Consider the following 14,490-nt stretch of genomic DNA (forward strand, 5'->3'; position numbering starts at 1 on the left):
TTCATGAATAAAATTTATATTTAGTAAAAAAGGATATATCATATTGAAGTTTTTTCACTCCAATCTGATACATCCCCATTTAAAAAATATTTTATTTTTGAACTTTAACAGTAGCTTGTCCTACAACTAAATAACCATTAATATAGCAACGGAATTCAACAAGCATCTGTGAACCTGTCCAAGTAAAATCAGAACGTCTGAATTTAAATTGACCATTCTTTGCTTGATTGTAATAACCATTGTTATTAGTAAGAGCATTTACACCATTAAGAGTTGCAGTACTAAGATCTACACCTTGAGTGTTATATCCAGTTGGAAGATCAAGTCGGACAGTTATTACTCCATTGTTATCATTGATAACATTAGCTGTTACTTGAATATTTCCTGGGATATAAACAGTAAATTGTTTTTTGATTGTATAGCTGTTACCAGCTGCATCAGTTACAGTTATCATAACTGTGTAAACACCAGGTTTATCAAGTTCAATATTTGAACCATTACTTAAAATTGTTCCTATGGTATCATTTGGTTTGAAAACAACCATTTTTTCATTAATAATCCCAGATAGTGAATCTGTTCCAAAATAATTTAGTTGAAGTATGGTACCAAGTTTGTATTCATCACCTAGATTCATTGTTATTGTTGGAGCAGTTCTATCCACTTTCACATAAATAGTATTAACAGATTCTATATTTCCAGCAATATCAACTGAATAGAAAGAAACTTTATGAATTCCTTCAGATTGAATAGTGAAAGAAGTTCCTTCTACAAAGTTTGAACCATCAATTGAATAAAAAGTTTTAAATATACCACTTAATTGGTCAATGCCAGTTAAGTTAACAGTCACATTATCTCTAGACCAAGTAATAGGTGCATTAGAAATAGTAATTGGAGCAGTTCTATCCATTTTCACATAAATAGTATTAACAGATTCTATATTTCCAGCAATATCAACTGAGTAGAAAGAAACTTTATGAATTCCTTCAGATTGAATAGTGAAAGAAGTTCCTTCTGTAAAGTTTGAACCATCAATTGAATAGAAAGTTCTGAATATACCACTTAACGAATCTATAGCTGTTAAATTAATAGTCACATCATCTTTAGACCAAGAAGTAGTTGCATCAGAAGTAGTAACTGGAGCTATTTTATCCATCTTTACATATATGGTTTTAACTGATTCTACATTTCCTATTTTATCAACAGAATAGAATGATACTTTATGAATACCTTCTTCACTAATTGTGAATGAAGTTCCTTGAATAAAAACACCACCATCTATTGAATAGTAAGTAGCAGCAACTCCTGATTCTTTATCAAATGGAGATAAAGTTATAAGAACTGGATTTTGTGCTGTCCAATTAGTTGGGGCATTAATACTTGTAATTGGTGGATCCACATCAACTATAAGTTTTGCCATAACAATATTTGAAGGATCAGATTGACCAAATGAATTACTAGCTGCAGTAACATAATACTCATGATTTGCGTATGATAAATTAGTAATGTTATAATATAAGCTATTTAAGTTTGATGCAATTAAAACTGGAATTCCATTTATAAGTTCATATACATTGTAACCATTAGTATATGCAGTAAAATTCCATGAAAGCTGAGCACTTGTGTCACTTAAAAGTTTTAAACTAACTGTTGGTGATTGCATATCAGGGTAAATGATAACTTTATCTAGTTTATCTGATAATTGTGATTCACCAAATCTAGAATTATATGTGCTAATTTCGTAAGTGTGAGTACCTTCTGATAAATTATATATGTTAAAACTTAGTGCTGTACCTTTATATAATAATTTATAAGCACCATTGATTAACTCATATAAACGATATTCACTTGCCCAAGGAACTGATTTCCAGGAAAAAGCTATATTATTAACATTTGAAATAGTTCCACTTAAAGTTGGAGGTTGAATTGTAGGCCAAACAAGTTGGAAATTTACATTACTGCCTACAGGAGACTCTCCGAAGCGACTGCTAAATGAGTAAACTTCATATATATAATCTCCAGCTGGCATATTTGTGAATGTATATGTAGAGCCTGTAACTGTTTGTTTTAGAACTCTTTCGCCATTAATAATTTGATATATTCTATAGTTTGTAGTATATTGAGTAGTCGCCCATTTTAAAGTTATATCATTTCCATTAGCAATGCTATAAGTGAAATTAGTAGGTGCAAGCATTGTTGGATATACAAGTGGAAAAGATAATTGAGTTCCATTTGTAGACTCACCAAAACGATCACTATAAGAATGAACTTCATATATGTAATTACCTTCTGGTAAGTTAATAGTTGTAAGCGAATTTGAAGCAGTTGTATATTTTAATATCTTTTCTCCATTAATAATTTGATAAATCTTATAACTGTTTGCATAAGGAGAACTACCCCAATTTAAAGTAAGATCATTTCCATTTGTAATTTTATATGCAAATGTATTAGGTGAAACCATTGTAGGAAATACAAGAGAGAAAGAAACTTTAGTTCCATCTTGAGATTCACCAAAAATACTATTATAAGATTCAATTTCAAAAATGTAATTGCCTTCAGGCATGTTTGTGAATTTAGTAGTAGTTCCAGTAACAGTTTGTTTTAATACTTTTTGACCATTAATAATCTGATATATTTTATAACCTGTTGCATATTGAGAAATTCCCCAACTTAAAGTTATATCATTTCCATTAGCAATACTATAAGTAAAATTAGTAGGTGCAAGCATTGTAGGGTATACCAGTGAAAAAGATTCATTAATGCCATCTTGAGATTCACCAAAACGACTGCTATAAGAGTGGATTTCAAAATTATAATTTCCTTCTAACATATCTGAAAATGTAGCTGTAGTTGCACTAACAGTTTGTTTTAATATTTTATTACCATCAATAATTTGATAAATTTTATAACTAGTTGCAAATGGAGAACTTGTCCATTTTAAAGTTATGTCATTTCCATTAGCAACAGTGTAATTTGTAGTACTTGGTGCAATCATTGTAGGGTATATAAGTGAAAAAGATATTGAACTTCCATCTTGAGACTCACCAAAACGGCTACTATAAGAATGAACTTCATAGTTATAATCACCTTCAGGAGCTTTTAAAAGGGTAAAACTAGTCCCAGTAGTTGTTTGAATAAGTATTTTTTGACCATCAATAATTTGATAAATTTTATAGTTTGTTGCATATGGCGCTGTTGCCCAATTTAATATGATATCACTTCCATTTGTAATACTATATGTCAAGTTATTTGGAGATGCCATATTAGGAAATACAATTGGAATTTGTATTTGACTTCCATTTTGAGATTCACCAAATCTTGTACTTACAGAGTTTACAACAAAAGTATGATCACCTTCTGATAGTCCAGTTATAGATGTTGTTGTTGATGTAACTGTAGTTTTTAAAATTAATTGACCATTAATTAATTCATAAACTTTATAAGAACTTGCATATGTTGATGCTGTCCATGTTAATGTTACATCATTTATGTTCGTTATATTATATTTTAAGTTGTTTGGACTTAACATTTCTGGAAGAGTTAAAGAAACGTTAGTCTCTGCCCCTACTGGAGATTCACCTAAAAGTTTTGAAACTGAATTAACAATAAATTTATAATCACCAGCAACCATATTTGAAAAAGTAAAAGAGTTTGAAGTTACAGTTGCTTTTAGAATAGCTTGTCCGTCTATTATCTGATATATTTTATATCCTGTAGCATACTGTACTCCTGACCATTTTAAGTTTATGTCGTTTCCACTAGTTATGTTGTATGTTAAGTTTGTAGGAGGTTGCATTATTTCACCGTTTAAGGTAACAGTTATATTAATTCCATTTTGAGATTCACCAAAACGATTGCTATATGAGTGGATTTCAAAGTTATAATCAGCAGGTGTCATATTAGTAAAGGAAATGGTTGTTCCTGTAACTGTATTTTTTAAAACTTTTTGTCCATTAACAATCTGATATATTTTATAACTTGTAGCATATAAAGATGGATCCCAATTTAATGAAAAGCTACTGATACTTGTAACTGTTTGCATTATATTTGCTGGTGCATCCATAGTTGGAGTAATTAGACTAAATAGAACATTACTTCCATCAATTGATTCACCAAATTTGTCACTATATGAGTAGATTTCATAAGAATAATTACCACCAGGCATATTAGTATATGTTATGGATGTTGTTGTAACTGTATTTTTTAAAACTTTTTGTCCATTAACAATTTGATAGATTTTATATCCTGTTGCAAATGGAGAAGCAACCCATTTCAATGTTATGTCATTACCATTTGTAATGCTATAAGTTGAGTTATCTGGTGATTGCATTGTTGGTAAAATTAAATTAAATGACAATTCACTTCCATCTGTTGACTCACCAAATCGAGTGTTGTATGAATGAACTTCATAAGAATAATTACCGCCAGGCATATTAGTATATGTTATAGATGTTGATGTCACAGTACTTTTTAAAGTTTTTTGTCCATTAACAATTTGATAAATTTTATATCCAGTAGCATATGGGGAAGTATTCCATTTTAAAGTTATATCATTGCCATTAACAATACTATAAGTTAAGTTAGTTGGTGCTTCCATTGTTGGAAGGGTCAAATTAAATGATGTTTGAGTTCCATCTGTTGATTCACCAAATCTATCACTATATGAATGAATTTCATAAACATAGTTATTTGTTGGCATATTAGTATATGTAACGCTTGTATTAGTAACTGTGCTTTTCAAAATCTTTTTACCATCAATAATTTGATAAACTTTATATCCAGTAGCATAAGGAACTGAATTCCATTTTAGCGATATATCGTTAATATTTAATAATGAGTAAGCAAAACCACCAGGAGCTGTCATTGTAGGCCAAACCACATCAACCTGTGAAGGATTAGATAGTGGTGATTCTCCATAGAGTGGATTAACTGCAGAAATTTCATATGTATAACTTCCAGCAGGTGCATTAGTTAAAGAGTAGGTTGTTGTGTTTACTGAAGTAACCAATGTTTTTTCTCCACCAGAGCTTGTCTTATAAACATTATAAGATTTAGCATATGAGGAAGCCGTCCAGCTTAAAGATAAATCGTTACCATTTTGTACCTTACTAGTTAAACCAGTTGGTGCATTCATATTTGGATAAACGATATTAACGTTAACAGGGGCATTAGGTGCAGATTCACCATATGAACTAATGCTGGACACAACATAAGCATAAGTACCTTCCTTAAGGTTACTAAAATTATAGTATGGTGTGGTTGTGTTACCAAGCAATGTAAGTTTACCATCTATTATCCCATACACATTATAACTTGTAGCTTCATAAACAGAGCTCCAAGTAAGTTTTATATCACTAGGTGTAGTTAGTTGATAGGATAAGTTGCTGGGTGGTAATACATCATTGGTGGTTGATGCGAAGGCATTCATCGGCAGAAATGCTAATTGAAATGCCAGTAGCAGTGATACTAAAAATAGAAAACTGCCTAGAAATTTTTTTTTCATGATATCCCTACCTTTCTTTACGATAAGGGAAATATGGAAATGAATAGCTCTATAGAATAGATAATTATATTCTTTACGGTAACCGGCTACCATCCATGAATAAAATACTCATGGTACAGGCCCTTGGCTTTGCGTCTCACAGTTTTCCATGATTTGCCCTTTTCGTTTGTAATATTTTTTTGTTTGCAGTTTTTAAATATATAATGCTTAGATATTAGTAAAATTACACAATATTTATTGTGTAAAGACAAAAAAAGCTAAATACTTCTTGGATTTTGTCGATAAAATATAACATTATATATATTGATTTAATTGTACTATGCATTGAAAAAATAAACAATACAAATTAAGGGATTGCATGTGAGTAAAAATGATGTTAATTATCTAGTTTTTGGACAAATAACAATATCAAATAAGCAATTGGAATTACTAGGAATATATAAAACAAAACCACGTGCAATCACGTGGCTTTTGTTTTATAAAGGAAGCATAGAATTATATTTTTTTATAAGTTCTACAGATTCTTGGAACTTTTTATTTTCTTCATTAGTAAGTTTTAATTCAACTAATTCTTTTATTCCATTCCCATTAATTACAGCAGGAACACCAGCATAAACATCATTAATTCCATATTCACCGTTTAACATGGCTGAAACTGGAATAACCTTATTTAAATCTTTAAAAATACACCTTATAATTTCAGCTGTTGTTGCAGCTATTGCATAGTTAGTTGCACCTTTTCCTTGCATGATCTTATATGCAACTTCACTTGTATTTGATGAAATTTTATCCAATATAATATGATTTAAACGCTCTTTATTATCTTTTAAAATTTCAAGAAAATTCTTTGCACCTACAGTAACCATACTCCAAGGCACCATTTGAGAATCTCCATGTTCTCCTAAACAATATGCAACAACACTTTGAGGGTCTACCTTCATAACATCAGCTATAGCATTTTGTAAACGAGCAGAGTCTAATGAGGTTCCAGTTCCGATTATTTGATTTGCAGGCAATCCAGATAATTTATATACATAATAACTAATAACATCTACTGGATTAGTAACAACAATAAAAATTCCATTAAATCCACTTTTCATTATAGGATCTACAATAGATTTTACTATAGATGCTGCTTTTTCTAACATATCTGTTCTTTTTTGTCCCATTATATAAGGAGGGGCTGCTGTAATAACAACAATATCTGCATCTTTACAATCTTCATACTCACCACTAATAATATTTGTATTTCTATTCAAATATGCAATACTATGGTTTAAATCCATAGCTTCAGCCCAAGCTTTATCTTTGTTAATATCTATGATTGTTACATCTTCACAAATATCTTGAATTACTAGATTAAGTGCTACAGTAGAGCCAACAGCGCCTGCACCTACAATAGCAACTTTTCTTCTTTTTATTGGCATATATACTACATCCTTTCCTTATCTAAAAATAAACATTAATGTTTGTTAATGGCTTTATATATTATAATATCTTTGAAATAATCTGTATATCATTTATTTATAGATACTAATAAATAAAAGTAAATCTTGTAATTTAATAAATTAAAATAATATTTCACAACAATTGTTGTGGAGTTTATCATTTATTATAAAAGTAATTTACATAATTTAACACAAAGTTTATGTATCTATAACATTAGTGGGGTATTATTTAAAATAAGTAAAAGTTTAGTTAATACAAATGAATTCATAAAAATTAGGGGGAGTAAGAATGTTAAAAAAGAAAATAGCAGTATTTTTGTTATGTACAACTATGGTGTTTACTACAGGTACTAATGCATTTGCATCAGCTACTGATGGATGGACAGAGGCGAGCCAAACAGCTGCAGGTAAAGATGATAGAGCCTGGGATAAATGGGTGAAAAACTTCGATAATACAAAAGACCCTACAGAGGTATCTTTAACTCCAGGCAAAAATGCAAGTGAATTAAATTTTGGTTGGTATTCAAAAACTTCAGAGACAAATCCTAAATTTAAATTTGGTAAGAATCAGGAACTAAGTGATGCAAAAGAAATTACAGTAAACACTGAAGATGCTGTAACTGGATATAAGTCCAATAAAGTAACTGTAACTGGATTAGAACAAAATTCTATATATTATTATAGCTATCAAGTAAATGGTGTTTGGAGTTCAGCTATTTCTTTTAAAACCAAAGATACAAAAAGTTTTAGTTTCTTATATGTAGGAGACCCTCAAATAGGTTCTTCATCTTCTAATGTTGCAACTGGTAAGAGTTCAGAACAAGGTCAATATGCAGCTGTAATTAATGATAGCTTTAACTGGAATAATACTTTAAATACAGCTTTAAAAGTACATCCAAATATAAGCTTTATGGTATCAGCTGGGGATCAAATTCAAACAGCTTCACCAAAGAGCAATGAACAAGATATAGAATATGCTGGATTTTTAAGGCCAGATGCATTGAGGTCGTTGCCTGTAGCCACAACTATTGGTAACCATGATTCAAATAGTCCTAATTATTCATATCATTTTAATAATCCAAATACATCTGATTTAGGATTAACTAAAGCTGGAGGAGATTATTACTATTCTTATGGTAATACATTATTTATTACTTTAAATACTAATAATAAAAATATGGCAGAACATAAACAGGTTATAGAAAAGGCAATCAGTGAAAATAAGGATGCAAAATGGCGTATAGTAACAATACATCATGATATTTATGGATCTGGAGAACATTCAAATGAACCAGATATAGTGAATTTAAGATATAGCCTAATTCCTATATTAGAAGAAAATAAAGTAGATGTAGTTTTAACAGGACATGACCATACTTATTCAAGATCATTAATATTAAAGGGTGGAAAAGCAGATAGCTCTAAAATTATAAACTCTTCTGATTTCTCAAAAGAGTTTAGTGATGAGTTAGCTGGAAAAGATACACCTAATGAATATAAAGAGTATTTAAAGAGCATTGAAGATCCAAATGCAGTTCAAAATGTTAAAGAAGATGTAACTTATAAAAACGGAAATGTAGTAGATCCAAGCGGAATACTTTATATGACTGCAAATTCAGCATCAGGTAGTAAATATTATGATTTAGTTCAACATCAACAATCTTATATAGCAAAAAGGTGGCAACAAGATATACCAACCTATTCTACTATTAATGTTGATGAAGTAAGTTTCACAATTAACACTTATAGAACAGATACTGGGGAGAAGATTGATAATACTTTTTCAATTATAAAATCTGTTGATAAAACAAAATTAAATGAGTTAATTTCTAGTGGAGAAAAGAAGATAGGAGAGAAAGACGTATATACACCTTCAAGTTTTGGAAAGTTGGAAGAGGCTTTAGCTTCTGCAAAAATAATAACAAGTAAAGTTTCTGCTACTTCACAAGAAATAGCCGATGCGTATACTAATTTGAAAAACAGTATGGATAATATTGAAGCAAAGGGGGAGAAAACAGGGCTTAAAGATTTAATAGAAAAGGCACAAGTTCTATTAAATAGTGCAGTAGTAGGAACAGAGAAAGGACAATATCCAGCTGAAGCAAAAGATGCTTTAAATGCAGTAATTGAACAGATTAAAGAAGTTTTAAATTCGCCTGAATCTAATCAATTAGTAGTAGATAATGCCATAGCTAAATTAAATAAAGCATTAGATGATTTTGGTTCACAAGTTGTTAAGGATAATCCAAAGGAAGAAAATCCAAAAGCAGAAAATACATCAGTATCAGATAGTGTAGTAGAAACCACAGGTAGGGTTAAAACAAGCGATGAGGTTAATGTAATTCCTTTCATTGCAGCAGGCTGTGTAGCTCTTGTTGGATTGATATATGGAATTAAAAAGAAAAAACATCAAGAGGCAAATTAGATAAGTTTTATTATAAGGGGTATTTGGATACTCCTTATAATTTCAATATAGGAATGAAGGATGGGAAATATGTTTTTAAAACTATTAAATGATAAAAGTAGTAATATTAGAAGATTTATAATAATCGCTCTAGCATTTAGCTTTTTTATATTTTTATATTTTTTTAATAAAGTAGATAGGGTTGAATTAGTAAATCAAAATGGAACAGAGTATGAAAAAGCTGTTGTTGAAGAAGTTATAAAAGATAATATAGAAGCTGATGGGTCACGTGTTGGAAATCAAGAAGTTAAAGTTAGAATGTTAAGTGGAAGTAAAAAGGGTGAAATAATAGATGCAACTAGTACTTCAGGCTATCTTTATGGAGCTGGATGTAAAGAAAATATGAAGGTTATTGTTTCATTGAGTATTGAGGGAGATAATTACGTAGCTTCAGTTTATAGTTATAATAGGGGACCGATTATATATATTTTTGTAGGATTATTTATGTTAATTCTTTGGGCAATAGGAGGTAAAAGAGGATTTAAATCTGCAATAGGACTTATCTTTAATTTTATTTGTATAGTATTTCTATTTATACCTATGCTATATAAGGGGTATTCACCATTTTTATCAGCTGTCATTGTAGGAATTTTAATTACAATAGTTACAATGTATTTGATTGCAGGCTTTAGTGTGAAGACTATATCATCAATTTTAGGAACTATTTTAGGAGTAATTTTAGCAGGAGGGGCTGCCACATTATTTGGATATTTTGCTAAGATATCAGGTTATAATGTAGCAGAGGTTGAAGAATTAGTATTTTTATCAACTAAAACTAATTTAAGTGTTGGTGGAATATTGTTTGCTGGAATACTTATAGCTTCATTAGGTGCTGTAATGGATGTTAGTATATCTATAGCATCTACAATAAATGAAATTTATGAAAAAAATGATAAATTAAGTAGTAAAGAACTTTTTATTTCAGGCATAAATGTTGGACGAGATATGATGGGTACAATGGCGAACACTCTTATCTTAGCATTTACAGGAGGTGCTATTAACACATTAATCCTTATTTATGCTTATAGTATGAAATATAATCAAATTATTAATATGTACTCTATTGGAATAGAGATAATGCAGGGGATATCAGGCAGTATTGGAGTTGTTTTAACAGTACCATTAGTTTCATTTATAACAGTAAAGTTACTAACAGGTAAATTATCAAGATTAATAGGCAATAGTGCACTAAATGAAGTGGGTAAAGAAAGTAAAGTATCATAAAAAAAATTTTTATAAAAAGATATTGACGATTAATAAAATGGAGTATATAATAAAAATATGGATAACGCTTACATGAAGCGTACATAAGAGTTTTGGATTGTTACTGATTCGATCAGGCGATACCTTTATTAATAGAAAGTGATGTTATATGCTCCTTTTTATTAGTTAAGGTTTTTTTTATACTCAAAATTTGTACATTATGTGAGGGGTCTATAATAACTGAATAAATTTTGGATTGTTACTGGTAAAGCAGGCGAGACCATAATAGATAGAGCTTAAATATATACTATCTATTTACGGTGTCGCTTTTTTATTTTTATTATTACTTAGTACTTATTACATATTATTTTTTAAATTTATATAAAGGAGAGCAAAATTATGAAATATGAAAGTTTAGCAAGAGAAATTATAAAAAATATTGGCGGTAAAGAAAACGTTAACAGCTTAACTCATTGTGTTACACGTCTACGTTTTAAATTAAAAGATGAAGATAAGGCAAATACTGAAGTGCTTAAAAATATGGATGGAATAGTAACTGTAATAAAAAGTGGAGGACAATATCAAGTAGTTATTGGAAATCATGTTCCAGATGTTTTTGACAACGTTGTTGCAATTGGTGGATTTGCCACATCATCAGAAGGGGAATCCAATGAAAAAATGAGTTTATTTAATAAATTTATAGATATGATATCAGGAGTATTTGCACCAACACTTGGAGTGTTATGTGCAACTGGTATGATAAAAGGATTTAATGCTCTATTTTTGGCATTAGGGCTGCTTTCAGATAAGGATGGAACATATATAATTTTAAATGGTATTGGAGATAGTTTATTTTATTTCTTCCCAATCTTTTTAGGATTTACAGCATCTAAAAAGTTCAATTTGAATCAATTTACTGGAATGGCAATAGGAGCATCATTGGTTTATCCTAAAATTTTAGCATTAACTACTGGGGAAGCTTTATATAAAGTATTTACAGGTACAATGTTTGAATCATCAGTAAGTACAACTTTTTTAAATATTCCAGTTATATTAATGGATTATTCTTCAACTGTTATTCCAATAATTTTAGCAGTATATGTTGCTTCAAAAGTTGAAAAATTCTTTAAGAAGATTATACCAGATGTAGTTAAAACATTTTTAGTTCCATTTTGTACATTGTTAGTAGTAGTACCATTAACATTTTTAGCAATTGGGCCAATTGCAACATGGGCAGGTAAATTACTTGGAGCTATTACATTATCTATTTATAATTTCAGCCCAATTATTGCAGGTTTGTTTATCGGTGCATTTTGGCAAGTGTTTGTTATGTTTGGTTTACACTGGGGATTAGTACCTATTGCTATGAATAATTTATCGACATTAGGGTATGATCCAGTTTTAGCACTTTCAATAGCTGCTTCATTTGCTCAAACAGGTGTAGTTGCTGCAATATTATTAAAAACTAAAAATAGTAAGTTAAGATCAATAGCAATACCAGCAGTTGTTTCAGGATTATTTGGAGTTACAGAGCCAGCTATCTATGGTATTACATTACCAAGAAAGAAACCATTTGTATTAAGTTGTATAGGTGCAGCAATAGGTGGTGGTATAATAGGATTCTTTGGGTCAAAAGGATATATGATAGGAGGAATGGGAATATTTGCTCTTCCAAGTTATATTGGGCCAAATGGAATGGATAAAGGATTTTATGGAATGGCTATAGCTATGGTAGTTGGGTTAGTTGTAGGATTTTTATTAATGTTATTTACTAAATTTGAAGATGATGCAGATAAAAGTGAGACAACTAAAGTGAATACTTTAGTAAAACAAGAAGTATTAGTTAGTCCATTAAAAGGAGATATTACACCATTATCAGAAGTTAAAGATGAAGCTTTTTCAAAAGGAGCATTAGGAAAAGGAATAGCTATTAAACCATCGCAAGGTAAGGTAGTTGCACCAGTAGATGGAGTGTTAACAACATTGTTCCCAACATATCATGCATTAGGAATTACAAGTGATAAGGGGGCAGAAATATTAATTCATATTGGAATGGATACAGTTCAACTAGAAGGTAAATATTTTACTCCAAGAGCACAACAAGGAGATAGAGTAAAGGCGGGGCAAGTTATATTAGAATTTGATATTAAATCAATAGAAAATGAAGGATATTCAACAATAACACCTATAGTAGTAACTAATTCAGATAACTACTTAGATATAATTGAAACAGATAAAAAATCTATTGAATGTAAAGAAGATTTATTAACTGTTATGATCTAGAGAGTTAAGTAAATTTAATAATATCCACAAGATTTTTGTTAATGAAATCTTGTGGATTTTGGAGGTATGAAAATGGCTAAAATTATAAATAAATTACCAGAAGGATTTCTGTGGGGAGGAGCTACAGCAGCTAATCAGTGTGAAGGTGGATACTTAGAAGGAAACAAAGGATTATCTACAGTTGATGTGATTCCAGCAGGAAAGGATCGTTTTCCAGTTATGCTTGGAAAATTAAAAATGACAGAATGTGATAATGAACATTATTATCCAAGCCATGAAGCTATAGATTTCTATCATACTTATAAAGAAGATATAGCTTTATTTGCAGAAATGGGTTTTAAATGTTTCCGTCTATCTTTATCATGGACTCGTATATTTCCAAATGGAAATGATGATAAACCAAATGAACAAGGTTTAAAGTTTTATGATAATGTTTTTGATGAATGCTTAAAATATGGTATAGAACCATTAGTAACCATAACTCACTTTGATGTTCCAATGAATCTAGTAAATACAATTGGTTCATGGAGAAGCCGTAAAATGGTAGATTACTATGAAAGATTGTGTGAAGTAATATTTAATAGATATAAAAATAAAGTAAAGTATTGGCTTACATTTAATGAAATAAATATGCTTCTTCATCTACCTTTTATTGGTGCAGGCCTTATTTTTGAAGAAGATGAAAATGAAGAAACTGTAAAATATCAAGCAGCACATCATCAATTAATTGCAAGTGCAAAGGCAACAAAAATAGCACATGAAATTAATCCAGAATTTAAAATAGGATGTATGTTAGCTGCTGGAAATACTTATGCAAATACTTGTGCACCAGAAGATGTGTGGAGATCAATGGAGAAGGATAGAGAAAACTATTTCTTTATAGATGTACAATCTCGTGGAGAATATCCAAGTTATGCAAAGAAAATGCTTGAAAAACTTAATATTAATTTAGAAATGGAAGATGGGGATGAAGCGCTTTTAAAGAATAATACAGTAGATTTTATTTCTTTTAGTTATTATTCTTCTAGGTTAACTAGTGCAGATCCAGATGTAAATAAACAAACAGAAGGAAATGTATTTGCAACATTGAAAAATCCATATTTAAAAGCAAGTGAATGGGGATGGCAAATAGATCCCCTTGGACTTAGAATCACTATGAATGCATTATATGATCGTTATCAAAAACCATTATTTATTGTGGAAAATGGATTGGGAGCTGTGGATAATCTAGATGAAAATGGTGCTATAGAAGATAATTATCGTATAGAATATTTAAGAGCACATATTAAGTCAATGAAGGATGCTGTAAATGTGGATGGAGTAGAACTTATTGGTTATACACCTTGGGGATGTATAGATTTAGTGAGCGCCTCAACAGGAGAGATGAAGAAACGATATGGATTTATCTATGTTGATAAAGATAATGAAGGAAATGGTACTTTAAATAGATCCAAAAAGAAGAGTTTCTATTGGTATAAAAAAGTTATAGAAACAAATGGAGAAGATTTAGAGTAAAATAATAAAGATATAATAATTTTTAAACTCACAATAGTACAGAAATGTATTATGTGAGTTTATTTTTTTGAAAATGA

The 14,490-nt window shown here is 30.0% G+C and carries 6 protein-coding genes and 1 riboswitch; of the genes, 4 read left to right on the forward strand and 2 right to left on the reverse strand.

Annotated elements, in window-relative coordinates:
* Positions 1–91 precede the first annotated feature (91 nt).
* The gene (locus NNC19_RS20475; protein WP_310940557.1) at positions 92–5,500 is read right to left on the reverse strand and encodes a fibronectin type III domain-containing protein; all 5,409 of its coding nucleotides are present in this window, start codon (positions 5,498–5,500) and stop codon (positions 92–94) included.
* Between the two features lie 74 nt (positions 5,501–5,574).
* Positions 5,575–5,668: riboswitch (cyclic di-GMP riboswitch) on the reverse strand.
* A gap of 308 nt (positions 5,669–5,976) precedes the next feature.
* The gene (locus NNC19_RS20480) at positions 5,977–6,927 is read right to left on the reverse strand and encodes an L-lactate dehydrogenase (RefSeq protein WP_310940558.1); all 951 of its coding nucleotides are present in this window, start codon (positions 6,925–6,927) and stop codon (positions 5,977–5,979) included.
* 310 nt (positions 6,928–7,237) lie between these two features.
* On the opposite strand from NNC19_RS20480, the gene NNC19_RS20485 reads away from it, so the two are divergent.
* The 4 genes from NNC19_RS20485 (at position 7,238) to NNC19_RS20500 (ending at position 14,413) form a co-directional block, all read left to right on the forward strand.
* Positions 7,238–9,373: a metallophosphoesterase family protein gene (locus NNC19_RS20485; RefSeq protein WP_310940559.1), complete on the forward strand. Its 2,136-nt coding sequence runs from the start codon at positions 7,238–7,240 to the stop codon at positions 9,371–9,373.
* A 69-nt stretch (positions 9,374–9,442) separates the two neighbouring features.
* The gene (locus tag NNC19_RS20490) at positions 9,443–10,636 is read left to right on the forward strand and encodes a YibE/F family protein (RefSeq protein ID WP_310940560.1); all 1,194 of its coding nucleotides are present in this window, start codon (positions 9,443–9,445) and stop codon (positions 10,634–10,636) included.
* Between the two features lie 378 nt (positions 10,637–11,014).
* Complete coding sequence (locus NNC19_RS20495; RefSeq protein ID WP_310940561.1) at positions 11,015–12,898, forward strand: beta-glucoside-specific PTS transporter subunit IIABC; 1,884 nt, start codon at positions 11,015–11,017, stop codon at positions 12,896–12,898.
* Between the two features lie 72 nt (positions 12,899–12,970).
* Positions 12,971–14,413, forward strand: a complete 1,443-nt coding sequence (locus tag NNC19_RS20500; protein ID WP_310940562.1) for a 6-phospho-beta-glucosidase — start codon at positions 12,971–12,973, stop codon at positions 14,411–14,413.
* The last annotated feature ends 77 nt before the right edge of the window (positions 14,414–14,490 follow it).

Origin of the sequence: Clostridium sp. SHJSY1 (assembly GCF_031626875.1) — a bacterium.
In the GTDB taxonomy this organism is placed as follows: Bacteria; Bacillota; Clostridia; order Clostridiales; family Clostridiaceae; genus Clostridium.